The organism is Pseudomonas germanica, from assembly GCF_019614655.1.
GTDB lineage: Bacteria > Pseudomonadota > Gammaproteobacteria > Pseudomonadales > Pseudomonadaceae > Aquipseudomonas > Aquipseudomonas neuropathica.
Window position 1 is genome coordinate 3,362,293 of sequence record NZ_CP071586.1, and the last position, 25,296, is coordinate 3,387,588.

Annotated in this window: 19 protein-coding genes; 7 read left to right on the forward strand and 12 right to left on the reverse strand. The window is 60.4% G+C overall.

Annotated features, from left to right (window positions below):
* Window positions 1-291 precede the first annotated feature (291 nt).
* Window positions 292-2,373, forward strand: coding sequence for a putative bifunctional diguanylate cyclase/phosphodiesterase (locus tag J0G10_RS15035; RefSeq protein ID WP_220556107.1), 2,082 nt, complete (start codon window positions 292-294; stop codon window positions 2,371-2,373).
* Between the two features lie 195 nt (window positions 2,374-2,568).
* Window positions 2,569-3,315 carry an SDR family oxidoreductase gene (locus tag J0G10_RS15040; protein WP_064587387.1) on the forward strand — a complete coding sequence of 249 codons (747 nt, stop codon included), beginning with the start codon at window positions 2,569-2,571 and terminating at the stop codon, window positions 3,313-3,315.
* A gap of 149 nt (window positions 3,316-3,464) precedes the next feature.
* Here the strand turns inward: J0G10_RS15040 and mapR are convergent, their stop codons facing one another.
* The 3 genes from mapR to J0G10_RS15055 all read right to left on the reverse strand — a co-directional run bounded on the left by mapR (window position 3,465) and on the right by J0G10_RS15055 (window position 7,284).
* Window positions 3,465-4,874: a GntR family transcriptional regulator MpaR gene (gene mapR / locus J0G10_RS15045; protein ID WP_007919188.1), complete on the reverse strand. Its 1,410-nt coding sequence runs from the start codon at window positions 4,872-4,874 to the stop codon at window positions 3,465-3,467.
* 535 nt (window positions 4,875-5,409) lie between these two features.
* Window positions 5,410-6,840: a cytochrome c oxidase accessory protein CcoG gene (gene ccoG / locus J0G10_RS15050; RefSeq protein WP_095050720.1), complete on the reverse strand. Its 1,431-nt coding sequence runs from the start codon at window positions 6,838-6,840 to the stop codon at window positions 5,410-5,412.
* 195 nt (window positions 6,841-7,035) lie between these two features.
* On the reverse strand, window positions 7,036-7,284 hold the full coding sequence (locus J0G10_RS15055) for a DUF3203 family protein (protein ID WP_095126256.1): 249 nt from the start codon (window positions 7,282-7,284) through the stop codon (window positions 7,036-7,038).
* Window positions 7,285-7,408: 124 nt separating this feature from the next.
* On the opposite strand from J0G10_RS15055, the gene J0G10_RS15060 reads away from it, so the two are divergent.
* A complete protein-coding gene (locus tag J0G10_RS15060; RefSeq protein ID WP_220556108.1) occupies window positions 7,409-7,921 on the forward strand; it encodes an MgtC/SapB family protein in 513 nt (170 codons plus the stop codon).
* A gap of 135 nt (window positions 7,922-8,056) precedes the next feature.
* On the opposite strand, the gene J0G10_RS15065 is transcribed toward J0G10_RS15060, so the two are convergent.
* Entirely contained in the window at window positions 8,057-8,215 is a 159-nt protein-coding gene (locus J0G10_RS15065; RefSeq protein WP_008087190.1) for a hypothetical protein, read from the reverse strand.
* A 217-nt stretch (window positions 8,216-8,432) separates the two neighbouring features.
* On the opposite strand from J0G10_RS15065, the gene J0G10_RS15070 reads away from it, so the two are divergent.
* From J0G10_RS15070 to glgB, 3 genes are all read left to right on the forward strand, one after another.
* Window positions 8,433-10,430 (forward strand): alpha-1,4-glucan--maltose-1-phosphate maltosyltransferase, encoded by a 1,998-nt coding sequence (locus J0G10_RS15070; RefSeq protein WP_220556109.1) that lies wholly within the window; start codon window positions 8,433-8,435, stop codon window positions 10,428-10,430.
* Between the two features lie 147 nt (window positions 10,431-10,577).
* Window positions 10,578-13,919, forward strand: a complete 3,342-nt coding sequence (gene treS, locus J0G10_RS15075; protein ID WP_220556110.1) for a maltose alpha-D-glucosyltransferase — start codon at window positions 10,578-10,580, stop codon at window positions 13,917-13,919.
* A 2-nt stretch (window positions 13,920-13,921) separates the two neighbouring features.
* Window positions 13,922-16,153 (forward strand): 1,4-alpha-glucan branching protein GlgB, encoded by a 2,232-nt coding sequence (gene glgB, locus J0G10_RS15080; protein WP_220556111.1) that lies wholly within the window; start codon window positions 13,922-13,924, stop codon window positions 16,151-16,153.
* A gap of 124 nt (window positions 16,154-16,277) precedes the next feature.
* On the opposite strand, the gene J0G10_RS15085 is transcribed toward glgB, so the two are convergent.
* The 4 genes from J0G10_RS15085 to J0G10_RS15100 form a co-directional block, all read right to left on the reverse strand.
* Complete coding sequence (locus J0G10_RS15085) at window positions 16,278-17,345, reverse strand: autotransporter domain-containing protein (RefSeq protein WP_095126258.1); 1,068 nt, start codon at window positions 17,343-17,345, stop codon at window positions 16,278-16,280.
* 321 nt (window positions 17,346-17,666) lie between these two features.
* On the reverse strand, window positions 17,667-20,177 hold the full coding sequence (locus J0G10_RS15090; RefSeq protein ID WP_220556112.1) for an autotransporter family protein: 2,511 nt from the start codon (window positions 20,175-20,177) through the stop codon (window positions 17,667-17,669).
* A 193-nt stretch (window positions 20,178-20,370) separates the two neighbouring features.
* Window positions 20,371-21,153 carry an endonuclease/exonuclease/phosphatase family protein gene (locus J0G10_RS15095; RefSeq protein ID WP_095050727.1) on the reverse strand — a complete coding sequence of 261 codons (783 nt, stop codon included), beginning with the start codon at window positions 21,151-21,153 and terminating at the stop codon, window positions 20,371-20,373.
* 194 nt (window positions 21,154-21,347) lie between these two features.
* Entirely contained in the window at window positions 21,348-22,106 is a 759-nt protein-coding gene (locus tag J0G10_RS15100) for a PIG-L deacetylase family protein (RefSeq protein WP_095050759.1), read from the reverse strand.
* Between the two features lie 3 nt (window positions 22,107-22,109).
* On the opposite strand from J0G10_RS15100, the gene J0G10_RS15105 reads away from it, so the two are divergent.
* On the forward strand, window positions 22,110-22,253 hold the full coding sequence (locus tag J0G10_RS15105) for a hypothetical protein (protein WP_156685515.1): 144 nt from the start codon (window positions 22,110-22,112) through the stop codon (window positions 22,251-22,253).
* Window positions 22,254-22,262: 9 nt separating this feature from the next.
* Here the strand turns inward: J0G10_RS15105 and J0G10_RS15110 are convergent, their stop codons facing one another.
* From J0G10_RS15110 to J0G10_RS15125, 4 genes are read right to left on the reverse strand one after another with little or no spacing between them, the layout of a single operon-like run.
* A complete protein-coding gene (locus J0G10_RS15110) occupies window positions 22,263-22,949 on the reverse strand; it encodes a glycosyltransferase family 2 protein (RefSeq protein ID WP_095126260.1) in 687 nt (228 codons plus the stop codon).
* Entirely contained in the window at window positions 22,946-23,545 is a 600-nt protein-coding gene (locus J0G10_RS15115) for an SAM-dependent methyltransferase (RefSeq protein WP_220556113.1), read from the reverse strand. The genes J0G10_RS15110 and J0G10_RS15115 overlap by 4 nt, the downstream gene beginning before the upstream one ends.
* Window positions 23,542-24,300: a PIG-L deacetylase family protein gene (locus J0G10_RS15120; protein ID WP_095050730.1), complete on the reverse strand. Its 759-nt coding sequence runs from the start codon at window positions 24,298-24,300 to the stop codon at window positions 23,542-23,544. The genes J0G10_RS15115 and J0G10_RS15120 overlap by 4 nt, the downstream gene beginning before the upstream one ends.
* Window positions 24,297-25,295 (reverse strand): acyl-CoA dehydrogenase family protein, encoded by a 999-nt coding sequence (locus J0G10_RS15125; RefSeq protein WP_095050731.1) that lies wholly within the window; start codon window positions 25,293-25,295, stop codon window positions 24,297-24,299. The genes J0G10_RS15120 and J0G10_RS15125 overlap by 4 nt, the downstream gene beginning before the upstream one ends.
* Window position 25,296 lies beyond the last annotated feature (1 nt).

Consider the following 25,296-nt stretch of genomic DNA (forward strand, 5'->3'; position numbering starts at 1 on the left):
CGCTCCGCGTTCGGCTTTGAAGGGACGCGGAGCGTCCCGGGCTGCATTCCCACGCGGAGCGTGGGAACGATCAACGCGCCTATTCGCGAGCAGGCTCGCTCCCACAGTGAGTTGCGCAAGCTGCAGAAAGGCCCACTCCAGAGCCTTGCCGAACAATCAAGCAAGCGTTTCATCGGCTTGATGGCCAATTGCTCACTTTGTCAGTGCGTTCTTCTGTGCAATCAGTACAATCGCCGCATTTGCCCGACCGAGAATGGACGCAGTCCGCGTTGGGTGGCCACGAGAAATCCCATGCTCATCGGTAGTTATTCCTCCACCCTGGTTTTTATTTCGTTGTGCGTGGCGATTCTTGCTTCCTACACTGCGCTCGACCTCACCGGTCGCATTGCCACGGCCAAGGGCCGCGCGGTGCATTTCTGGACTGCCGGCGGTGCGTTTGCCATGGGCATCGGCGTCTGGTCGATGCATTTCATTGGCATGCTTGCCTTTAAACTGCCGATCGACCTTGGCTACGACATCACCCTGACCGCGCTCTCACTGTTGATTGCCGTGTTGTCCTGCGGGTTCGCCTTGTGGCTGGTCAGCCAGCCGAAACTGCCGGTTCTGCAACTGGCCTTCGGTGCGCTGATCATGGGCGCCGGGATCAGTGCCATGCATTACACCGGCATGGCGGCGATGCGCATGACGCCGGGGATCGACTACGACCCGACGCTGTTCGGCGCTTCGTTGCTGATTGCGGTCGGCGCGTCGGCAGCGGCGCTGTGGATTGCCTTTCGCCTGCGTAAGCACTCGCCGTATGTGCGCCTGATTCGCGGCGGCGCAGCGGTCATCATGGGTATCGCCATTGTCGGTATGCACTACACCGGCATGGCCGCCGCGCAATTTCCAGACGGCAGTTTCTGCGGTGCCACCGTCAACGGTTTGAAGGGCAGCGGCCTCGACAGCCTGGTGCTGATCACCACGCTGGCGGTGCTGTCGATTGCCTTGCTCACCTCGATCCTCGACGCACGGCTTGAAGCGCGCACTGCCGATCTGGCGCATTCGTTGACCGTCGCCAACCGTGAACTCACGCAGTTGGCCCTGCACGACACCCTGACCGGCCTGCCGAATCGCATGTTGCTCGACGACCGGATCAATCAGGCGATGAAAAAGGTCAACGAGCAGGGCGGCTGCTTTGCCTTGATGTTCATCGATCTGGACGGCTTCAAACCGGTTAATGATGCGTTCGGTCATCACATGGGTGATCAGTTGTTGCGCGAAGTCGGCGTGCGTCTGCGTGAAGACTTGCGCAGCCTCGACACGCTGGCGCGGATCGGTGGCGATGAATTCGTGTTACTGGTGCGCCTCAGCGAACCCAATGATGCGCTGGGACTGGCGGCGCGTCAGGTCGGTCTGATCGCACAATCATTCCGCGTTGCCGAGCATGACTTGCAGATCTCCGCTAGCGTTGGCATCGCCCTGTACCCGGGCAATGGCCAGACCGCGCAGGAACTGCTGATGAACGCCGACGCGGCGATGTACCACGCCAAGGGCGGCGGCAAAAACGGTTACAGCTTTTTCGATGCGTCGATGAACAACAACGCGCGCAAGCAGTTGCAGTTGTTGCAGGACCTGCGCGCGGCGCTGGAACACAGCCAGTTCAGCTTGCATTACCAACCCAAGTTCGACGCCGCCAACGGCCGCCCGGTCGGGGCTGAAGCGCTGTTGCGCTGGCAACACCCGATTCACGGCATGCTGATGCCGGACAAGTTCATTGACCTGGCCGAAAAATCCGGGCTGATCATCCCGATCGGCGACTGGGTGCTCAACGAAGCCTGCCGCCAGATGCGCGAATGGTACGTGCTCGGTTACACCGATTGGCGTATCGCGGTGAATCTGTCGGCGTTGCAGTTCTGCCACACGGGACTGGTGCGCAGCGTGGCCAAGGCGTTGGCTACTCACCACTTGCCGGCCAACAGCCTGACCCTGGAAATCACCGAAACCACAGCGATGAGCGATGCCGATGCGAGCATGATGGTGTTGCAGGAACTGTCGGACATGGGCGTCGACCTGTCGATCGATGACTTCGGCACCGGTTATTCCAGCCTGATGTACCTCAAGCGGTTGCCGGCCAATGAGCTGAAGATTGATCGCGGTTTTGTGCGCGATCTGGAGCATGACAGCGATGATGCGGCGATTGTCTCGGCGATTGTCGCGTTGGGGCAGGCACTGGGTTTGCGCATTGTCGCTGAAGGTGTCGAGACCGGTGTGCAGCAGGCGTTTCTGACTGAACTGGGCTGTGATTCGTTGCAGGGTTATCTGCTCGGGCATCCGATGCCGGCGGAAAAATTCATGCAGGATATTGCGCGCAGTGAGCAGTCAGCGGCGGTCTGATCGACCGCGTTATCGTTCTTCGCGAGCAAGCTCACTCCCACATTTGGAATGCACACCCCTGTGGGAGCGACGGTGCGACGATTCGACCTGCTCGCGAAGGCGTCCGGCCCGACACAACAGACCTCATGCAAAACCCGCCAATGGCGGTTATTCTTCCCCCCGACTGTTACGTGTGCATTTGGGGGAAAGGCCAGCATGGATAAAGTCATTGTGATCACCGGTGGCGGGCGCGGGATTGGCGCCGCTACGGCGCTGTTGGCTGCCGAGCAAGGTTATCGGATCTGCATCAACTATCAGTCGGATGAGCAAGCTGCGCAAAGCGTGCTCGAGCAAGTTCGCGCATTGGGCGCCCAGGCCATCGCCGTGCGTGCCGACGTCAGCATCGAAGACGAAGTGATCGCATTGTTCCATCGGGTCGACACCGAGTTGGGCCGCGTCACCGCGCTGGTGAACAACGCCGGCACTGTCGGACACAAATCGCGGGTCGACGAAATGTCCGAATTCCGCATCCTCAAAATCATGAAAACCAATGTCCTGGCGCCGATTCTCTGCGCCAAACACGCGATCCTGCGCATGTCGCCCAAGCACGGCGGGCAGGGTGGCAGCATCGTCAACGTGTCGTCGGTGGCCGCGCGTCTCGGTTCGCCCAACGAATACGTCGATTACGCGGCCTCCAAAGGTGCGCTCGACACCTTCACCATTGGCTTGTCCAAAGAAGTGGCGGGCGAGGGGATTCGCGTCAACGCGGTGCGCCCGGGTTACATCTATACCGATTTCCACGCCTTGAGCGGCGATCCGGATCGGGTCAGCAAGCTCGAGTCGGCGATTCCGATGGCCCGTGGCGGGCGCCCGGATGAAGTGGCGGAGGCGATTGTCTGGTTGTTGTCGGATAAGGCTTCTTATGCGACCGGGACATTTGTTGATTTGGGTGGCGGGCGCTGATCGTTGGGATTTGTGTTGCCTGATCCGGCCCCATCGCTGGCAAGCCAGCTCCCACAGGTTTCTGTGTCGTACACAACATACGCGGTGACATAGAACACTGTGGGAGCTGGCTTGCCAGCGATGGGGCCAGTGCAGTCAGCAACAATCTTTCAGAACGACCGCACAATCCGCCCCAATGTCTCCATGGCCTTTTCCGAATCCTCGGTCCAAGGGCTGCCATAGTTCAACCGAATACAATTCCTGAAGCGCTGCGTCGGCGAAAAGATCGGCCCCGGCGCAATGCTGATCCCCTGCGCCAGTGCCATCTGAAACAACTTCAGCGAATCCATTTGCGGTGGCAGTTCCAGCCACAGAAAATAGCCGCCCGCCGGTTGGCTGACCCGCGTCTGCGCCGGGAAGTAGCGGGCAATCGCCGCGAGCATCGCGCTCTGCTGTTCTTCCAGTGCGTAACGCAGTTTGCGCAGGTGCCGGTCATAACCGCCGTGTTGCAGGTAGTCGGCAATCGCCGCTTGCGCTGGCATCGACGCACACAGTGAGGTCATCAGTTTCAGTCGTTCGATCTTCTGCGCGTAGCGCCCGGCAGCGACCCAGCCGATGCGGTAGCCGGGGGCGAGGCTTTTGGCGAATGAACCGCAGTGCATCACCAGACCTTCCGTGTCGAACGCCTTGGCCGGTTTCGGTGCTTGTTGGCCGTAATAGAGTTCGGCGTACACGTCGTCTTCGATCAGCGGCACCTGATGACGGCGCAGCAGTTCGACCAGTTCCTGTTTCTTCGCCTCGGGCATGGTTGCGCCCATCGGGTTCTGGAAACTGGTCATGCACCAGCAGGCCTTGATCGGATGGCGTTCGAGGGTTTGCGCAAGTACGCCGAGGTCAATGCCATCGCGCGGGTGCACGGGAATTTCCACGGCTTTGAGTTTCAGCCGTTCGAGCACTTGCAGGCTGGCGTAGAACGCCGGGGCTTCGATGGCCACCAGATCGCCCGGTTCGGTGACGGCTTGCAGGCACAGGTTCAACGCTTCAAGGGCGCCGTTGGTGATCAGCAGTTCTTCCATCGGCAGCATCAGCCCGCCGACCATGTAGCGCAGGGCTATCTGCCGGCGCAGTTGCGGATTGCCCGGCGACATGTCGGTGACGACCATGCGCGGGTCCATCTCGCGGGCCGCGCTGGCCAGCGAACGCGACAGGCGCTGCAACGGGAACAGGGTCGGGCTGGGGAACGCCGAACCGAACGGCACGGTACTCGGGTCCTTGATCGAATCGAGGACCGAGAACACCAGTTCGCTGACGTCGACTTCGGTGGAATCGTTGACGTGGCTGCTGATCACCGGCTCCGAGAACGGGCTCGGTGCATGGGTGTTGACGAAATAGCCGGAGCGCGGCCGGGCGCGGATCAGGCCACGGCGTTCGAGCAGGTAATAGGCCTGGAACACCGTGGACGGGCTGACCCCGTAGGTCTGGCTGGCGTAACGCACCGAGGGCACGCGCTGGCCGGGGCCAAGGACGCCGGAGCGGATCAGTTCAGCGATGTCGTCGGCGAATTTTTCGTAGCGTTTCATCGAGGAGCCTTGGTGCTGGTTGATGATGAGGTGTGTCAGGGGAACTGCCCCTCACCCTAGCCCTCTCCCAGAGGGAGAGGGGACTGATTGGGGGATGCTTGCGAACTACACAGACCTGAAAGTGCTTTGCTAAATCCACAATCGACTCAGCCTGAAAAGTGCTTTGCTGAATCCATAATCGACTCAGCCTGAAAAGTGCTTTGCTGAATCCATAATCGACTCAGCCTGAAAAGTGCTTTGCTGAATCCACAATCGACTCAGCCTGAAAAGTGCTTTGCTGAATCCATAATCGACTCAGCCTGAAAAGTGCTTTGCTGAATCCATAATCGACTCAGCCTGAAAAGTGCTTTGCTGAATCCATAATCGACTCAGCCTGAAAAGAGCTTTGCTAAATCCGTAATCGACTCGGCCTGAAAGTGCTTTGCTGAATCCATAATCGACTCGGTCTGTCAGGTCGATGTATAGCGACAGACACCTCGGTCGGCTCCCTCTCCCTCCGGGAGAGGGCTGGGGTGAGGGAGCGGATTCTAACGGCTCAGCGATTCATCGGCGCAACAAACCTGCTCTTCGCCACGCTGTAAACCTCAGGCTCATCGCTGTCGACAATCTTGAAACTCAAGGTCTGCGAGCTGCTGGCCGGGCGTTCCGTGGTCATCGCCACCGACACCGGCACATCGACAATTTCCCCTGGGGCCAAGCTCAGTTCAGTCTTGCCCTGCAACTGGAAGCCGTCGCCATCCACCAGGCTCAGGTTGTAGTCCTGGCGCTGCTGGGTCTTGTTGATGACTTTGAGGGTGTAGATGTTTTCGATCTGGCCCTGACCATTCTCGCGGAACAACCCGCGATCCTTGGTCACGTCCAGCGAGACCATTGGCCGCTCGACCAGCGCCAATGCCAATGCGCCGATCATCGCCACCAGCACCACGGTGTAACCGATCAAACGCGGCCGCAGCAGGTGGGTTTTGCCACCCTGCAGTTCGCGCTCGGAACTGTAGCGGATCAAGCCGCGCGGGTAGTTCATCTTGTCCATGATCGAGTCACAAGCGTCGATGCACGCCGCGCAGCCGATGCATTCCATCTGCAGGCCATCGCGAATGTCGATGCCGGTCGGGCAGACCTGCACGCACAACTGGCAGTCGATGCAATCACCCAAGCCAGCCTCAAGCGGTTTCACGTCGCGTTTGCGCGGGCCACGGTTTTCGCCACGGGCGACGTCATAGGAAATCGCCAGGGTGTCCTTGTCGAACATCACGCTCTGGAACCGCGCATACGGGCACATGTGCATGCACACCGCCTCACGCAGCCAACCGGCGTTGATGTAGGTGGCGGCGGTGAAAAACAGCACCCAGAACAGACTGACGCCGCCAATTTGCAGGGTCAGCAGTTCTTCGGCCAGTGGCCGGATCGGCGTGAAGTAACCGACGAAGGTCAGGCCGGTCAGCACGCTGATCGCCAGCCACAGGGTGTGCTTGGCCGCGCGTCGGGCCAATTTGTTCAGGCTCCACGGCGCGGCTTGCAGTTTGATGCGCTGGTTGCGTTCGCCTTCGGTGATCTTCTCGCACCACATGAAAATCCACGTCCACGAACTTTGCGGGCAGGTGTAACCGCACCAGACCCGGCCGGCGAACACGGTGATGGCGAACAGGCCGAACGCGGCAATGATCAACAGCGCGGAAAGCAGGATGAAATCCTGCGGCCAGAACGTCGCGCCAAAGATGTGGAATTTGCTTTCGGAAAGATCCCAGAGCACCGCCTGACGTCCGCCCCAGTTCAGCCACACGGTGCCGAAAAACAGCACGAACAGAAATCCCGCGCCGCTCATGCGCAAGGTGCGGAACAGGCCGGTGAAGCTGCGGGTGTGGATCTGGTTGTCGCTGGACTTGGCCGTCGCCTTCATTGGGCGTGCGGGCACACTTTTGATAGTTGGAGATGCTTCTACGGTTCGGACGGGGATTTGTTCGCTCATGGTTATTCGCTCATCAGCCTCCATCAGGCCAGAGCACTATGAGCGTCGATCTGTTTGCATAACAGACTCAGCTATTTCAATAAAAAGCGGATCAGATGCGATTCTGCGCAACGCCTGCGACAACTTGAAGCAGCCCGCAGGCAAAGGCGCAAACGCCTATCGCAGACGTTTGCGCGGGGTGTTGATCAGGGTCAGTCAAATCACCGAATCACTGTCGTCGGCTTTCAGGTGTTTGCGACCGTCCTTGGCACCGGCAACGGTCAAGGCATCGGCTTCTTTTTCGCTGATGTAAACGCGCCGGCCTTCTATTTCCACGAATGACATGGATTTTTCGCTATCCGTCATGACTTCCAGGGTGTCGCAAATGCGAATTTCCTCGCCATGTTCAACGGTGAAAAAACACACTTTCTGTTCGGGATTGGATTGATCGACTCGAACGGGCATGAGGGCAGTCCTTTTTTCAGGGGTGTCTGAAATGTTAGGGCGCACGCTGCGCTGATCGTTCTGCGCAACTGATTAATGGTCGTCGCTGTCCATCCTCTATAGACCCAATAACAAGGACTGCACGATGAACGCGTGGTGGCATGAAGTGTGGCAAACCCTGCAGGCGGAATTCGCCGACGTCGCGGATGCGTCGCAATTGACGCGCATCACCGTGCGCCTGCTGATGGCCGCCATTCTGGGCGGCATTCTCGGTTTTGAACGCGAGCACAAGGGCAAGGCTGCCGGGGTGCGCACGCATATGTTGGTGGCGCTCGGGGCCGCGCTGTTTGTGCTGGTGCCGCAGACGTCGGGGGCGGAATCGGATGCGATGAGTCGCGTGGTGCAAGGGGTGATTGCCGGGATCGGCTTTCTCGGTGCCGGGACTATCCTGAAAAACAAGGAAGGCGATGAAGGCCATGTCAAAGGCCTGACCACCGCTGCCGGGCTGTGGATGACGGCGGCCATTGGTGTCGCTGCCGGCCTTGGCCGGGAAGCCACGGCGCTGCTCAGTACCTTACTGGCGCTGGGGATTTTCAGCGTGATGCCGCGCATCGTGAAGCTGTTCGAAAAGGACGAGGAAAAGACTGATGACCACTGATCATTCCTGCGCCGGATGATCGTTCCCACGCTCTGCGTGGGAATGCCTCAATGGACGCTCCGCGTCCGCTTTGGGACGCGGAGCGTACGGGGCTGCATTCCCACGCGGAGCGTGGGAATGATCAGTTATTGCAAGTCAGAGGATCACGGGAGGCATCGTCGTTGGTGGTTCTTCTTTCGGCGGTGGCGTGGTGCCGGGTGGTTCCTGCTCGGGAATTGGCTGCGGCTCGGTCTCGGGCAGCGTGGGTTTGTCGATGTTCGGATCGGGCGTTTCGGCCGGGATCGGGATATTCATCTGATGACCTCCGTGTGGCACATGGCGTGAGAAGTGCTTAAGTGGATTGACCACCCTGCACGCAATTCGATCCGCTTTTCTGACACGGCAATTTCATCTGAACTTTTCCCGGCGCCGGTCGCTCGGAACCTAAGTGAGTTCATTTCGGGGCAGGCGCTTCGTTGTGAACACTGATCCGGCACAAGAGCGTCCTTGGGGCGTTAAGGAGAGATGCTCAATGACTGCTGAAAGACCTTCTGAACTGAGCTACAACCCGCACATGCCGCTGTCGCAGGCGTTGCTGCTGCCGCGCATTGCCATCGAAAACACCATGCCGACCCTCGATGGCGGGCAGTTCGCCGTGAAGTCGATTGCCGGCCGTGAGGTGGTGGTCACCAGCAAGGTGTTTGCCGACGGTCACGACAAACTCGCGGTGCGCATCCGCTGGCGCGAGGAAGGCGAAGACACCTGGCAAAGCGAGGTCATGACCGATCAGGGCAATAACGGCTGGCAAGGCCAGTTCCGCCCTGAACACCAAGGGCGCTTCCTCTATTGCATCGAGGCGTGGATCGACCAATTCGCCAGTTTTCAGTATGAACTGGAGAAGAAACACAATGCTGCTGTACCGGTGTCGCTGGAGTTGCAGGAAGGCCGGAGCATGGTGCAACAGGCCGCCGAGCGCAGCGAAGGTCAGCTCAGCGAACAGCTCGCCGCGTTGCACCATGAATTGTCCGGGCTGCTCGAAACCGAGCAGGTCGCGCTGTTCCTGCACTCGCGCAGTGCGCAGTTGATGGCTGAGGCCGATCACCGTGCCTACCTGAGCGTCAGTCCGGAATTCCCGGTAGACGTCGAACGCGAACTGGCCGAATTTGCCAGTTGGTACGAACTGTTTCCGCGCTCGATCACCGACGATCCCCACCGTCATGGCACTTTTAACGATGTGCACGCGCGTTTGCCAATGATTCAGGACATGGGCTTCGACGTGCTCTATTTCACGCCGATCCACCCGATTGGCCGCGCCCATCGCAAGGGGCGCAACAATTCCCTGACCGCCGGCCCCGATGATCCCGGCAGCCCTTATGCCATCGGTAGCGAGGAGGGCGGCCACGAAGCCATTCACTCGCAACTCGGCACTCGCGAGGACTTCCGTCGACTGGTCGCTGCCGCCGCCGATCACGGTCTGGAAATCGCCCTCGACTTCGCCATTCAGTGTTCCCAGGATCACCCGTGGCTCAAGCAGCATCCGGGCTGGTTCAACTGGCGCCCGGACGGCACGATCAAATACGCGGAGAATCCGCCGAAGAAATATCAGGACATCGTCAACGTCGACTTCTATGCGCCGGACGCCATTCCGAGCCTGTGGGTCGAGTTGCGCGACATCGTTATTGGCTGGGTCGAAGAGGGCGTGAAGATCTTTCGCGTCGACAATCCGCACACCAAACCACTGCCGTTCTGGCAATGGTTCATCGCCGATGTTCGCGCGTTGTACCCGGAAGTGATCTTCCTCGCCGAAGCGTTCACCACGCCGGCGATGATGGCGCGGCTGGGCAAGGTCGGTTACACGCAGAGCTACACCTATTTCACCTGGCGCAACAGCAAGGCTGAGCTGGCGACGTATTTCACTGAGCTGAATGAATCGCCGTGGCGCGAATGCTACCGGCCGAATTTCTTTGTTAACACGCCGGACATCAACCCGGCATTCCTGCACGAATCCGGGCGCGCGGGTTTTCTGATCCGTGCGGCGCTGGCGACCATGGGTTCAGGCTTGTGGGGCATGTATTCGGGGTTCGAGTTGTGCGAGTCGGCACCGGTGCCGGGCAAAGAGGAATACCTCGACTCGGAGAAGTACGAGATCCGCGTCCGCGACTTCACCGCGCCGGGCAACATCATTGCCGAGATCGCCCAGCTCAACCGCATCCGCCGGCAGAACCCGGCGCTGCACACGCATTTGGGTCTGAAGGTCTACAACGCCTGGAACGACAACATTCTGTATTTCGGCAAGCGCAGCTTTGACGGCAGCAACTTCATTCTGGTCGCGGTCAGCCTTGATCCGCACAACGTGCAGGAGGCGAATTTCGAACTGCCGCTGTGGGAAATGGGCCTGCCCGACGATGCGACGACCCATGGCGAAGACTTGATGAACGGGCATCGCTGGGACTGGCACGGCAAGTATCAGTTCATGCGCATCGACCCGGCGTACCAGCCATTCGGCATCTGGCGAATTACCGCTACGTAATGATCGTTCCCACGCTCTGCGTGGGAACGCATCCCGGGACGCTCCGCGTCCCAGAAACTGACGCAGAGCGTCCATGGCGGCATTCCCACGCGGAGCGGGGGAACGATCATCGTGGGGCGCTTTTAAAGCATTCAGCAGGAGTTTCACATGGCGAAGAAACCCAAGGCAGCCACCTTTATCAAAGACCCGCTCTGGTACAAGGACGCGGTGATCTATCAAGTTCACGTCAAATCGTTTTTCGACTCCAACAATGACGGGATCGGCGACTTTCCCGGCCTGATCGCCAAACTCGATTACATCGCTGACCTCGGCGTAAACACCATCTGGCTGTTGCCGTTCTATCCCTCGCCACGTCGCGACGATGGCTATGACATTGCCGAATACCGTGGCGTGCACAGCGATTACGGGACCATGGCCGACGCCAAGCGCTTTATCGCCGAGGCGCACAAGCGTGGCTTGCGGGTGATCACCGAACTGGTCATCAACCACACCTCCGACCAGCACCCGTGGTTCCAGCGTGCGCGCAAGGCCAAGCCCGGCTCGGCGGCGCGGGACTTTTACGTGTGGTCGGATGACGATCAGAAATACGACGGCACGCGGATCATTTTCCTCGATACGGAAAAATCCAACTGGACCTGGGACCCGGTCGCCGGCCAGTACTTCTGGCACCGTTTCTATTCGCACCAACCGGATCTGAATTTCGACAATCCGCAAGTGATGAAAGCCGTGCTCTCGGTGATGCGCTACTGGTTGGACATGGGCATCGACGGCCTGCGCCTCGACGCGATTCCGTACCTGATCGAGCGTGACGGCACCAATAACGAAAACCTGCCGGAAACCCACGACGTCCTCAGGCAGATCCGCGCCGAGATCGACGCCAATTACCCCGATCGCATGCTACTCGCCGAGGCCAACCAATGGCCCGAAGACACTCAGCTGTACTTCGGTGATACCGATGCGGCGGGCCTCAATGGCGACGAATGCCACATGGCGTTTCACTTCCCGCTGATGCCGCGCATGTACATGGCCCTGGCTCAGGAAGATCGTTTCCCGATCACCGATATTCTGCGCCAGACCCCGGAAATTCCTGCCAACTGCCAGTGGGCGATTTTCCTGCGCAACCACGATGAGCTGACCCTGGAAATGGTCACCGATAAAGAACGCGACTATCTGTGGAATTACTACGCTGCTGACCGTCGCGCACGGATCAACCTCGGCATCCGCCGTCGTCTGGCGCCGTTGATGGAGCGTGATCGCCGCCGCATCGAATTGCTCAACAGCCTGCTGCTGTCGATGCCGGGCACGCCGACCCTGTATTACGGCGACGAGATCGGCATGGGCGACAACATCTACCTTGGCGACCGCGATGGTGTGCGTACGCCGATGCAGTGGTCGATCGACCGCAACGGCGGCTTCTCCCGTGCCGATCCGGCCAGCCTGGTGCTACCGCCGATCATGGACCCGCAATACGGCTATCTGTCGGTCAACGTCGAAACCCAGTCCGGCGATCCGCATTCGCTGCTCAACTGGACCCGACGCTTGCTCGCTGTGCGCAAACAGTCCAAGGCGTTCGGCCGTGGCACGTTGAAAATGCTCTCGCCGAACAACCGTCGCGTGTTGGCCTACACCCGTGAATTCACCGATGCCGATGGCAAACACGAAATCATTCTCTGCGTGGCCAACGTTTCGCGCAGTGCGCAAGCAGTGGAGCTGGACCTGTCGGCCTACGTCGGCATGGTGCCGGTGGAGATGCTCGGCGGTAACGCCTTCCCGCCGATCGGCCAGTTGAATTTTCTTCTGACGTTAGCGCCGTACGGTTTCTACTGGTTTGCACTGGCTGCGGAAAATCAGATGCCGAGCTGGCACGTGGAGCCGGCGCAAAGCCTGCCGGACTTCACCACCCTAGTGCTGAAAAAACGCATGGAAGAATTGCTCGAAGCGCCGTCGCGCACGACGCTGGAGCAAAGCATCCTGCCGAGCTGGCTGCAGAATCGCCGCTGGTTCGCCGGCAAGGACGCGGCCATCGACAAGGTGCATCTGGCCTACGGCGTGCGTTTCGGCGATGCGCAGCATCCGGTGCTGCTCAGCGAAATTGAAGTCACCAGCGGCGGGCAGACCAGTCGTTATCAGTTGCCGTTCGGTTTTATTTCCGAAGATCAGGTCGGCCCGGCGTTGCCGCAGCAATTGGCCTTGTCCCGTGTACGCCGAGTGCGACAGGTCGGCTTGATTACTGACGCGTTCAGCCTTGAAACGTTTATTCGTGCGGTGCTGCAAGGCATGCAGAACAACGCCGTGCTGGAGTCGAGCGAAGGCGAAATCCGCTTTGCACCGACGCCGCATCTGGAAACGCTTGGCCTCAGTGCCGAGTCGGAAGTGCGTTATCTGTCTGCCGAGCAATCAAACAGTTCGGTGGTGATCGGCAATAGCCTGGTACTTAAGCTGATACGCAAAGTCGCTTCTGGCGTACACCCGGAACTGGAGATGAGCGCTTACCTGACCGAGGCTGGATTTGCCAATATCTCTCCGCTGCTCGGCTCGGTGATTCGCCGCGATGCCAAGGGCGAAGACAATCTGCTGATGATCGCCCAAGGCTATCTGAGCAATCAGGGCGACGCCTGGGAATGGACGCAGAACAACCTTGAACGGGCGCTGCGCGATGAGCTGGCCGATGCCATGTCCGAACAGGAACAGCATTACAACGCCCTCAGTGAGCTGAAGGATTTTGCTGGCATGCTCGGTCAGCGTCTGGGCGAGATGCACAAGGTGCTCGCCGCGCCCACCGACAATGCCGACTTCGCCCCACAGGTGTCGACGGCCAAGGACATGCAGGCCACCGGCAAGGATGTTGTGGCGCAGGTCGAACACGCGCTGAAACTGCTCAAGCAGCATCAGGGCGAACTCAATGCGGCGGATCAGAAACTGGTCAAACGCCTGATCGACGAGAAGAAAACCATCCTCACGCACGTGCAGGATCTGGCGAAAAAAGCCGTCGGCGGTTTGCGCATTCGCGTCCACGGCGATCTGCATTTGGGCCAGGTGCTGGTGATCAAGGGCGATGCCTACCTGATCGACTTCGAGGGTGAACCGGCGCGGCCACTGGGCGAGCGTCGTGGCAAACACAGTCCGTACAAGGATGTCAGCGGCGTGCTGCGCTCCTTCGATTATGCGGCCGCAATGACCATCAACGTGCACAACGTTGACCACAGCGCCGAGTCTGAAACGGCGCGGCGTCTAGTCGCCGAGCGCTATCTGCGTGAGGCCCGCGAGGCATTTGTTCAGGCATATCGCCGCGCGGCAGCTAGTCTTGATCATGCCTGGCAAGATCCTGAAGGTGCCGACGCCGCGCTGGCGTTGTTCGGCCTGGAGAAGGCGGCCTATGAAGTGGCCTATGAAGCCGAAAATCGCCCCACGTGGCTGCCCGTGCCGTTGCACGGTTTGTATGGGTTATTGACGGGGCTTAAACCCTTTTCCGATCTTGGTGGAGAGTAGTCATGAGTTTCTCGAACAAGGAACAGGGTGCGGTCAAAGAAGCATTGCTGCCCTCGGCGAAAGATATCGATGCCTTGGTCCGCGCTGAACATCACGACCCTTTTTCCATTCTTGGCCCGCACGGCGATGGCGCTGGTGGGCAGTTCATTCGCGCTTATTTACCGGGTGCGTTGAGTGTCGTGGTGCTGGACAAGGACAGCGGCGAAGAACGCGGGCCACTGGAGCAGACTGAAACACCGGGGCTGTTTGTCGGCCATTTCGATCAGGCGCGGCCGTATCAGCTGCGCACGCGCTGGGTCGGCGGCGAGCAGGTTGCCGAGGATCCGTATAGCTTCGGCCAGTTGCTCGGTGAAATGGATTTGTATCTGTTCGCCGAAGGCAATCACCGTGATCTCAGCGCCTGTCTCGGCGCGCAATTGAAAACCGTTGATGGCGTCGACGGTGTGCGTTTTGCCGTGTGGGCGCCGAATGCCCGGCGCGTATCCGTAGTGGGGGATTTCAACGTCTGGGACGGCCGCCGCCATCCGATGCGCTTGCGGCATCCGTCCGGGGTCTGGGAATTGTTCATCCCGCGCCTGCAAGCAGGCGAGCTGTACAAATATGAAATTCTTGGCGCTCACGGGATCCTGCCGCTCAAGGCTGACCCGATGGCGCTGGCCACCAGTCTGCCGCCGGACACCGCCTCGAAAGTCGCTGAGCCACTGCAGATCGATTGGCAGGATCAGGAGTGGATGAGCAGCCGCCGTGACCGCCAGAAGCATTCCGCGCCGCTGTCGATTTACGAACTGCACGCCGGTTCGTGGCAGTGCGAACTGGATGATCTCGGTGAAGTCGCCCGCCAGTACACCTGGCCGGAACTCGCCGAACGCTTGATTCCCTACGTCAAGGAACTGGGTTTCACTCACATCGAACTGATGCCGATCATGGAGCACCCGTTTGGTGGGTCCTGGGGTTATCAACTGCTCTCGCAATTCGCCCCGAGTGCGCGGTACGGCTCGCCGGCGCAGTTCGCTGAATTCGTCGACGCCTGCCACCGGGCCGAGATCGGCGTGATTCTCGACTGGGTGCCGGCGCATTTCCCAACCGATACTCATGGTCTCGCCCAGTTCGACGGCACCGCGCTGTACGAATACGGCAACCCGCTGGAAGGTTTTCATCAGGATTGGGACACGCTGATCTACAACCTCGGCCGCACCGAAGTACATGGCTACATGCTCGCTTCGGGGTTGCACTGGTTGAAGCATTTCCATGTCGACGGCCTGCGCGTCGATGCGGTGGCCTCGATGCTCTATCGCGACTATTCGCGCAAGGCTGGCGAATGGGTGCCGAACCGCCATGGCGGCCGGGAAAATCTGGAGGCCATCGACTTCTTGCGGCATTTGAACGACGTGGTCGAACTGGAAGCGCCGGGCGCACTGGTGATCGCTGAAGAATCAACCGCGTGGCCGGGTGTCAGCCAAAGTACGCAGCAGGGCGGTCTCGGTTTTGCCTACAAATGGAACATGGGTTGGATGCACGATTCGCTGCATTACATTCAGCAGGATCCGGTGTACCGCGCGCATCATCACAATGAGTTGAGTTTTGGTCTGGTCTACGCCTGGTCCGAGCGTTTCATCCTGCCGATTTCCCACGATGAAGTGGTGCACGGCAAGCACTCGCTGATCGACAAGATGCCCGGCGATCGCTGGCAAAAATTCGCCAACCTGCGCGCGTATCTGAGTTTTATGTGGACGCACCCGGGCAAGAAGCTGTTGTTCATGGGCTGCGAGTTTGGCCAGTGGCGCGAGTGGAATCACGATCAGCAACTGGATTGGTATCTGCTGCAGTATTCTGAGCACAAGGGCGTGCAGAAACTGGTCGGCGATCTCAATCGGCTGTATCGCGAAGAGCCGGCGCTGCACGATCAGGACGACGCGCCGCAGGGTTTCCAGTGGTTGATCGGTGACGATGCGATCAACAGCGTTTATGCCTGGCTGCGTTGGAGCAAGGAAGGTAAACCGGTGCTGGTGGTGGCCAACTTCACGCCGGTGCCGCGTCAGGCGTATCGCGTGGGTGTGCCGTTTGCCGGGCGCTGGACTGAATTGCTCAATAGCGATGCCGACACCTATGCCGGTTCCAATTACGGCAATGGCGGCGGGGCGTTTACCGAGGAAGTGCCGAGTCATGGCCAGTCGTTGTCGCTGGAGCTGAATCTGCCGCCGTTGGCGGTGTTGATCCTCAAGCCAGAGGGCTGATCCGAGACCGCGTCGCTGCCATCGCGAGCAGGCTCGCTCCCACAGGGGAAATACATTCCAAATGTGGGAGCGAGCCTGCTCGCGAAGGCGCCAGTTCAGACACCTCCAAAATCCGGCTCAACGCTCACCAGCGCATCCGCACCCCAAGGCTGCCAATGATCCCGTTCAAATCATTGTCATCGACATCACTGCTGTAATCGGCACTGACATACAGACTCACCACCGGCGTCACCCGCGCCACCAGCCCCAGTCCCAACTCAACGGTGGATGACTTGCGGCTGCTGCTGATCTTGTCGACCTGATCCAGCGTCACCGTGCTGCCGGTATAAACGGTGTGCCACAGGTTGGTGCGCACATAAGGTTCGAGCGGCAGACCATTCAAATCGTAACTGCCTTTCAAACGGGCACCGACGCGGCCGCTCCAGGCGGTCAGATCGGTGGAGGACGCATTGCCCGAGCCGGCGTACGGCGTGTCGAGGGTGATGCGTTGATTGATCAATTGCGCCTGCGGTTCGACCACCCAGTTGTCGCTCAAGCCAATCGGAAAACCGCCTTCGACCGAGAAGGTCATGGCGCTGCCTTCGGTGGCTTGCCGGGCGCCTTGGCCGTTGCGACTGAAGCCGCTGACCCGGCCACCGCTGGCCGACAGATCAACGTGCCAGCCTTGCGCACCAGTGAGGCTGTAGTAGGCCCCGAGGCTCTGGCCTTGTAGATTGAGGGTGTCAGTGTTCGGATCGGCCAAGGCGCGACTAGTGAGCACCCCGTTGCCATTGGCTTGAATCTGATTGACGCCGCCGATCAAGCCGATGGTCTGGGTATGCCCGCCACCTTGTACGGTCAACACGGCCGGCCCTTTGAAGTCGCCGCTGCCGGGCATTGCGTAGCCTGACGACAGCACATCGGTTTGCGCCTGACGGGCGCTTCTACCGTACAACTCGTCCCAGGCCGACGGTGCGAGGTCTTCGGTAATCAAGCGTGTGCCCTGCAGATCGGGCCGTGGGCTGAAGCGTTGCGGGCCGGGGGTGATGACGGTGGCGGGCAACGTCATCACGGGCACATCCGCGCGGTACCACGGGGTCGTTTCATCCGCCGCAGGACCGGCCTGCGCCTCCATGGATGAGCACAGCAAGATAGAACTCGACACTGTGCAGAAAGTGATTTTGATCTCGTGTGGGGTGATTGAAGTTCTCATGGAGGTCTACCTTGCAGGCGCATGCGGCATCTCAATGTGGCGTCTCTCCTACCCCGAACGAGGGGCGACCGAATGGAGCGGGGCGAACCGTGGCCGCTCGATTTCGCGAGTGTCCGAAGGCTCGTCCCGGTAGTGATTCCGGGGGTAGTAAGGTAGAGATAAGAAGAGTCGCGCGCCGCCGTCAAGAAATTGAACGATGAGCGGTAGTGGCAAAACAGGCTTTGCAAGCGTTTGTTTTTCTGCACATAACTAAGTGGTTGTTTGTATGGAAGAACGCATTGAGAGCCGCAAGGTAGAGAGTTTAAATTGTCGACGGAAGGTCTACCAACTGAGGCGAATGCCCAGGTTGCCCACCACGCCGCGCACGTCATTGCTGTCAATATTGCTGGTGTAATCGGTACTGGCGTACACACTGACCGCGCGATCAAGGGTCAACACTACGCCCAGGCCGATGTCCGCTGTCGAGGATTTCCGTTCGCTGGAAATCACATCGTTGTCGCCAAACGTGACCGAGTCAGTAGCGGAAAACGTATGCCACACATTGGCGCGCAGGTACGGTTCGACAGGAAGGCCGCTGACCTGATATCGACCTTTGAGGCGTGCGCCGAGGCGAGCGGTCCAGGCGCCGTCGGAATCAAACGAGACGCGTGAAATACCGTCGTTCTGGCTGTCGAGGGAGATTTTCTGATGGATGAGCTGCGCCTGCGGCTCGATCACCCAGGTGTCATTGATCGGCAACGGGTAACCGGCCTCGGTGGACAACGTCAGGGCGTGCCCGCGATTGTCCAGTTTTACCCCGCGATCGGAATGGTTGTCACCGTCGAAGCGAGTGCCCATTACTACGGTATCGAGGTACCCGCCGGTGGGCGCCATCAGCGTCCAGTACAGGCCATAGCTGTCGCCCTCGAGTTTGATCTTGCCGGCGCTGTTGTGCTGAAAGCCTTCGTTGAAACCGTCGACATCACCTTGCAAGCGGCTGTGACCGACAAAGAAACCCAAGCGCTGATTCAGGCTGCCGGACGTCTGCGAGCTGTACAGATCGTTGCCGACCTGAAAGCCATTGAGCGAGCCATCCAGTCGCGGCGTGACCGTGCCGGCCCAGGTCTGCTCGAGATTTTTACCATAGACACGGCCCCATCCGGCGCCGAATGCACCGGTTTCCGCGAGCAGGCGTTGATCGCCCTGACGGTCATGAAAGGTGCCCAGGGCGTTAAGCGTCAGTTGCGCGGCAGCGGGCGGCAACACCGACCAAGTCGGGACTTCCTGGCGATACAAAGGGATCGGTTCGGCTCCCGCAACGGCTGCGGGCAATACCGGCAACGGCGGGCTCCCGGCCGGCGTCGCCGCCGCTACGGGGGTAGCGACCACCGGCACCAGGATGGGCGGCTGCGTTGGATCGGGGTTGGGAGCGCTCACCAGCTGCGGCGCAACGATGGCGGAGCGCAGATACCAGCTGTTTTCCGTGCCGGCAGTGACACCTCCTTTGAACAGATAGTAATCGTAAGCTCCGGCCGACACCGGGCCATTGAGGGTGAAGGCGTTATTGCTGCTCAGCGTGCTGCCTTGCGCCTGCACCAGTTGGATGCCGTTCACCTCGGTCAGGCCGCCTAGTCCGCCGAGGTTGCTGACCGTGATCACCGTGCCGCCGCTTAAGCTGCCATCGTTGACCACCAGTTTGTCACTCGGTGAATCATCGCCACCGACCAAGCTTTGCAAGCGTAACTGGCCGCTGTTACCGACGTAGTTGCCCTGTACGGTCAGCGTATCGTCAGTGCGGCTGTTATTGCGGGTCAAATCGATGATCCCCGCGTTATTCAGCGTCACTGGCTGACCCGCCACCGCCGATGCCACCGTACCTTGTGTGGCAAACAATGTGCTGCGGGTATCGATGTTCAACACGCCACTGCCGGTGCCGGCGTCCCCCAGCACCAGTCCTGACGACCCCAGATCGAGTTGCGAGCCATTAACCAGGCTCACCGCTTCCCAATTGATGAAGCTCGCGGGCAGGGCCGTGCGGGTGTTATCCAGTGACAGGGTATCGCTACCGACGCCGCCATTAACGCTGGGCGTCAGCGCAAGAATATTATCGTCGAGATTGCGCAGGGTGACGGTGTCATTGCCGACGTCCATGAGGATCGTCGAACGGATAATGCCGCCGCCATCCCACAGCAAACGGTCATCACCCACGCTGGCGCGAACCTCGCCGACGATTTCCCCACCGCTCACCGTGATGCTGTCGTTGCCGCCGCTGACACTGATGTTGCCGCCGATGCGGCCACCGGAAACGATAATGGTGTCAGTGCCGAAACCGGTGACCAGATTGCCAATAATCTGCCCGCCCGACAGGTCAAAAATATTGTTATCGAGTTTCATGTCCACGCGGCCGATGGTGCCGCCCGTCATGCGCGCGACGTCGCCATCCTCAAAGGCGCCGACGATGATGCCCCCGTTCATCAAGAACGTATCGCGGCTGTCGCCTTGAGCCAACGAGCCAATTGAGCCGCCCGTCATGACAAAGTCATCGATACCGTTGCCCTGATTGACCGCGCCGGTAATCACGCCGGAGTTGATTTCGACCCGGTCGGCTCCAGCGCCGAAGGTCACGCTGCCATTGATCTGACCGCTGCCGTTAGCGGCGAATGTCAGGCTGTTGTTGCCGGCGAGATCCGTCAGCGAACCGCTGGTACCGCTGTCACAGGTGAAATTGTCATTGCCCGGCCCGGGCACGAGCGTGCAGGCCGCTGAAACGGGGTGGCTGGTCAAAATCAGCAAGGAAGCAGGCAGGAGCAAGGCGTGCGGTAATGTCAGCAAGTGCGTGGAGTAGCGCGGCATGGTCATTCCCTACGGCAAATTCGGGGAATTCATCCCTGAGCGTGTCATGGTCTAGGCATCGTTTACAGTTGATGCCTTACATCAAGTCCATGATCTAACGGATTGAATGCGCTACTCCTTGAGCTTTTTTAGGTGTAGATGAATTTCCTCGCGGTTCAAGCATGGCTGACGGACGGTCTTGTCAGAAATGCGCTTACAGATGCACCTCTACCGCGAGCGGCAGGTGATCGGACAGATGCGTCCACGGCTTGTTGCCGAGGATCTGCGGGTCATGACTACTGGCATTGCGCAGGTAGATCCGGTCCAGTCGCAGCAATGGAAACCGCGCCGGGTAGGTCTTGGCCGGGCGCCCATGGTGGCGCTCGAACGCTTCGTGCAGGTAGTCACGACGGGCGAGGGCGGCGTTGCCCTGTAACTGCCAGTCGTTGAAGTCGCCGGCGATGATCACCGGGGCATCGTCGGGCAGCGATTCGAGCAATTGACAGAGCAGTTGCAGCTGTAATTGCCGGTGGCTTTCGAGCAGACTCAGGTGCACGCAGATTGCGTGGACCTCGGTGTGACCCGGGACGTCGAGCACACAGTGCAACAGTCCACGGCGCTCGGGGCCGGTGATCGACACGTCGAGGTTGCGGTATTCACGGATCGGGTATTTCGACAGCAGGGCATTGCCATGGTGGCCGTCGGGGTAAACGGCATTGCGCCCGTAGGCGAAATCGCTCCACATGCTGTCGGCGAGAAATTCGTATTGCGAGGTTTGTGGCCATTCGTTGTAACGGTTCGAATGCCGTTCGTGTTCACCCACCACTTCTTGCAGAAACACCAGATCGGCCGAGGTGCTGCGCACCGCTTCGCGCAGCTCCGGCAGGATGAATCGCCTGTTAAGCGCGGTGAAGCCTTTGTGGGTGTTGACCGTCAGCACCCTAAGACGATGAATGACAGGCGCGTCGGCAACATGACGCTTGGGTTCGCTGGACACGTTCACTCCTCTGGATTGCGGGCCGCTTATTCATGCGACTGATGGCGAGGTGCGGCAGTTCCTTGCAAATCATGGTTGATGACAACCCAATTCCTGTGGGAGCGAGCCTGCTCGCGAAGGCGTCGGTAAATCCAATACATAAGTTGGTAGAACCACCGCTTTCGCGAGCAGGCTCGCTCCCACCCGAAACGGCATCAGACAAACACGATTTCGTAGGGCAGGCGCATTCTTTCGAGAATCACCGGCGGCAGCATCGGTGCAATACCAATCGCCGGTTCACCCTTGAGCTGACTGGCGTAAGCATGGGTGGCGTGGCTCTTGCGCGCGACGGTCCAGGTGTCGAGGCGCAGTTTGCGCGCGCGTTCCCAAGGGATCAGTTGCTGGTCGCGCTCGGGCCAGTGCCAGGCCCAGACTGGTACATCGTGGAAGGTCGCCCCGGCTTGTTCCGCTGCATGCGCGCTGGCCCGACCCACCGCTTCATGGTCGTCGTTGCCATCGCCGCGCCAGGTGCTGAACACCACATCGCCTGGGCGCAGGTAGCGGCTGATGAATTCGGTCACTTGCGCTTGCTGTTCGCACAGAGCGTTGTCAGTGAAACCACCGCGCACCCATTTCAGGCTGTGCATTGGCAAGCCGAGACGGCGCAGGGCCTCGACGCTTTCCTGCGGGCGGAACACGCTCAGGCGTTTTTCCGACCATTGCCGCGAACCCGGGTGGCTGGCGCTGCCATCGGTGATCGAGAGCAATTGCAACGGATGACCGAGGCTGGAGAGTAATTGCAGCAGACCGCCACAGGTGACCACTTCATCGCCCGGATGCGGCGCGATGACCACGGCGCGGGCGCCGGCGGGTACCAGACTTAAAGTATTGATGACCGGAATGTTGTCCAGTTGCGGGGCGCTGTTCCAGATTTGCGCCGACGAACTGCTGTCGCTGAGGGTTAACGGTTTCATGGTGTGACGTCCTTGTGTTGTTTCGCCCTCAGTCGTGCGTTTGGCGGTGATTGCCAGACGCCGCCGACCCGTGAAGGCTGGTTGATTGCCCAGCGACGCTCCGAACCCTGGATTGCCGCGCAGCAGAGTATTGCTCATGAAGCGTAGTTCGTCGCGTCACAGATCAATCTGATCCGCTTTTTTTTGCTCCATCTGTGCCAGGTTTCGCAGATAGTCACCAAAGCCACCGCGCGCACGGCTGTCGAACCGCGCGCTGGTGAGCACTTGCGGGCGATGGCTCCAGGCGATGTTCGCGCCGTCGAGTTCCAACTCCCGCACCAATTGCACATCTTCGTCGCAGGCCAGCGGTTTAAAGCCCCCGGCCCAGCGATAGGCGTCGGCGCTGATGCCCAGATTGGCGCCGTGGATATGCCGATGGCCATCGCTGGCATGGTAATGCCGGTGATAGCGGATTTGCGCCGCTTCATCGAACGACTCGTGCCAGCGTTCGACCGTGACGGTACCGCATACCGCGTCCGCGCCCAACCCCAGTTGCGCCACCAGCCAGTCGTCGGCCACGCGGCTGTCGGCGTCCGAGCAAGAGATCCAGCGCGCGCCGCGCTCCAGCAATAGCTGCGCGCCGGCCGCCCGGGCCTGGCCAACATTGCGTGCGTCGATGTGCAGGCTCAGCACCGGATAGCGACTGACAATCTGCGCCGAGCGGTCGGTGCAGCTGTCGAGCACCACCAACACTTCAACCTTTTCACCGGCCAGCAAACCGTGGCGGCTGGCGCGCATGGCCGCGCTCAGGCAGTCGTCGAGCAAGTCTTCCTCATTGTGCGCCGGGATCAGAATGCCGATCATCGCAAGCCCTCCAGTGCCGCCACCGAGCGCGGTTCGCGGCTCCACACCTCAAGGATGAAGTCCGCTTCCTGATGCAAGACCAGACGGGGCAGATGCAGTTTTTCGTGAATCAGGTCGTGAACCTGCCGCGCATTCAGCGGGCAGCCGTCAATGGGCGGACGCCAGTGACAGGCGAGGAACTGGCCGTCGGCAGTCAGGCAATCACTGGCTCGACGGATCACTTCTGTCAGATCCTGACTATCCAGGTAGTAGCCGATCTCGCTAAATACGATCAGGTCGAATTTTTCCTCCGGCCAGTCGCCCGGAAGACGGTTTTGCCGCACTTCGGCGTGGTCGAACACGCTCAACCGCGTGCGCGCCAGAGCCACTGCCGCACTGGCCGTGTCACAGCACAACAACCGATCACAACGCGCGGCCAGTTCGGCGCTCAACTCGCCGTTGGCGCAACCCGGTTCGAAGATTGCCCGGTAGTGCGGACGCGGCAGGGCGGCGAGGGTGATCGCGCGTTTGCGCTGCTCGTACCAGCGCTCACGGAACGCCCATGGGTCATCGTTGCCGGCGAACAAACCGTCGAAATAGCGATCCTCGACACTCATAGAAACACCACTTCGAAGGGCTGTAAGAGGCGATCGAGCACATACGGTGCGAGCACCGGACCGAGTCCGGCGTCAGGATCGCCTTCCAGTTGACTGGCGAAAGCGTGCACCGCGTGGCGTTTGCGCGCGACTTGCGCCGGCGTCAGAAGAATCTTGCGTGCGCGTTGCCACGGTACGAAGGCGTCTTCCGGAGTTGCCCAGTGCCAAGTCCACACCGGCAGTTCATGGCAAGTCGCGCCGACGCGACGGGCAGCCTCGACACTGGCGCGGCCGACGGCTTCGTGGTCGCAATGTCCGTCCTCGCTCCACGTGGTAAAGAGCACGTCGTCGGGACGCAGATGACGTTCGATGAAATCGACCAGCTCCGCTTCCTGAGCCGCCACCTGGGTGTCGCTGAAGCCACCGCGCAGCCACTTCACGCGGTGCATCGGCAGTCCGAGACGACGCAGCGCTTCGGCCGATTCCTGCGGCCGCACCACGCTCAGACGTTCCACCGGCCAGCGACTTGAACCGGGATGACTGGCGCTGCCGTCGGTGACCGACATCAGTTGCAAAGGCCGACCGGCCTCAGCGAGCAATTGCAGCAAACCGCCACAACCGAGCACTTCGTCGTCCGGGTGCGGCGCGACAATCACCGCCCGCGCGCCCGGAGGCACCAGACTGAGGATGTCGATGCTATCCAGTTCCGCCAGATGCCGCGAAGCCTGCCATTGGTGCAGGCTGGTGCCCTGGCCGACAATCGGATTGGTTTTCATAGCGCCCATGCCTCCGCGGAGTGCCCGGCCACCATTTGCCCGAGCGCGGCCAGATCCCGTTCGGCATGACTCTGGCGCAGGAACACCGGCAGATCAGCGCTGAGCCGGGCAAAGTGGCGATCCTTGCAAAACGGCCCGGCACCGAGGGCGCGCCCGACCTCACGCATCACCTGTTCAGCCGACTGCTCGACCACCGCGCGGGCACGACGGGCGAGTAATTCGGCGTTGTCTTCCGGGTGCGCATCGATGTGCAAGGCGCTGAAGCGCAGCACATCCGCCGCGGCCTGCAAGGCGCTATCGACCGCGCCGAGATGGGCGAGGGCGTGCGGTTCCGGGCGTTGCTCACACTGGATGCGCAACGCGTCGGCGATTTGCCGTGCGGCGCCGTACCAGCACGCGGCAATACCGATCCCGCCCTGCCAGAAACCCGGGCGTTGCAGATAGTCGCCGGGATTGCCAATGGCCTGCGCTTCGGCACCGTCGAACAGCACCTCGACGCTGCCAGTAGCCGCCATGCCCACCGCTTGCCAGCCTTGCTCGGTGACGGTGACGCCCGGTTGGTCGAGGGCGACGGCGACCAGTTGCTGCTGATCGTCGCCATCCCAGGCGGTGAGCAAGGCGTGGCTGAGCACGGCGGCGCCGGAGCACCATGCCTTGCGTCCATGCAGCGCGACCATGTGCCCGACTGGGCTGACTTTGACTCGTGCTTGCGGTGGCTCCGCTGCCCACATGCCCCAAGTGCTGCCCGGCGTAGGTGAGCCGCCGAGTTGTTCAATGATCGCCAGCGCGTCGGTGTGGCCTTCAAACAGTTTGCACAGACCCAGGTCATGCCCGCCGACTTCCGCCAACTGCTGAAAGCGCTCCAGCGTGCGGCCACTGCCCGGTAACGGCAGACGATCCAGCCCGGCCTCGACCAGCGCCCGCAGGCACCCGCCGAGGGCTGCGGTGTGCGGATAATCCGTTGGTCGTCGGCTCAGATAACGGTGCAGGTCCATA

Excerpts from the sequence above, each read along its gene's own strand:
- J0G10_RS15070 (WP_220556109.1), top strand. The coding sequence starts at position 8,433 with ATGACTGCTGAAAGACCTTCTGAACTGAGCTACAACCCGCACATGCCG.
- J0G10_RS15040 (WP_064587387.1), top strand. The coding sequence starts at position 2,569 with ATGGATAAAGTCATTGTGATCACCGGTGGCGGGCGCGGGATTGGCGCC.
- mapR (WP_007919188.1), bottom strand. The coding sequence starts at position 4,874 with ATGAAACGCTACGAAAAATTCGCCGACGACATCGCTGAACTGATCCGC.
- J0G10_RS15120 (WP_095050730.1), bottom strand. The coding sequence starts at position 24,300 with ATGAAAACCAATCCGATTGTCGGCCAGGGCACCAGCCTGCACCAATGG.
- J0G10_RS15115 (WP_220556113.1), bottom strand. The coding sequence starts at position 23,545 with ATGAGTGTCGAGGATCGCTATTTCGACGGTTTGTTCGCCGGCAACGAT.
- ccoG (WP_095050720.1), bottom strand. The coding sequence starts at position 6,840 with ATGAGCGAACAAATCCCCGTCCGAACCGTAGAAGCATCTCCAACTATC.
- glgB (WP_220556111.1), top strand. The coding sequence starts at position 13,922 with ATGAGTTTCTCGAACAAGGAACAGGGTGCGGTCAAAGAAGCATTGCTG.
- J0G10_RS15035 (WP_220556107.1), top strand. The coding sequence starts at position 292 with ATGCTCATCGGTAGTTATTCCTCCACCCTGGTTTTTATTTCGTTGTGC.
- J0G10_RS15085 (WP_095126258.1), bottom strand. The coding sequence starts at position 17,345 with ATGAGAACTTCAATCACCCCACACGAGATCAAAATCACTTTCTGCACA.
- J0G10_RS15100 (WP_095050759.1), bottom strand. The coding sequence starts at position 22,106 with ATGAAACCGTTAACCCTCAGCGACAGCAGTTCGTCGGCGCAAATCTGG.
- J0G10_RS15110 (WP_095126260.1), bottom strand. The coding sequence starts at position 22,949 with ATGATCGGCATTCTGATCCCGGCGCACAATGAGGAAGACTTGCTCGAC.
- J0G10_RS15055 (WP_095126256.1), bottom strand. The coding sequence starts at position 7,284 with ATGCCCGTTCGAGTCGATCAATCCAATCCCGAACAGAAAGTGTGTTTT.
- J0G10_RS15090 (WP_220556112.1), bottom strand. The coding sequence starts at position 20,177 with ATGCCGCGCTACTCCACGCACTTGCTGACATTACCGCACGCCTTGCTC.
- treS (WP_220556110.1), top strand. The coding sequence starts at position 10,578 with ATGGCGAAGAAACCCAAGGCAGCCACCTTTATCAAAGACCCGCTCTGG.
- J0G10_RS15125 (WP_095050731.1), bottom strand. The coding sequence starts at position 25,295 with ATGGACCTGCACCGTTATCTGAGCCGACGACCAACGGATTATCCGCAC.
- J0G10_RS15065 (WP_008087190.1), bottom strand. The coding sequence starts at position 8,215 with ATGAATATCCCGATCCCGGCCGAAACGCCCGATCCGAACATCGACAAA.
- J0G10_RS15060 (WP_220556108.1), top strand. The coding sequence starts at position 7,409 with ATGAACGCGTGGTGGCATGAAGTGTGGCAAACCCTGCAGGCGGAATTC.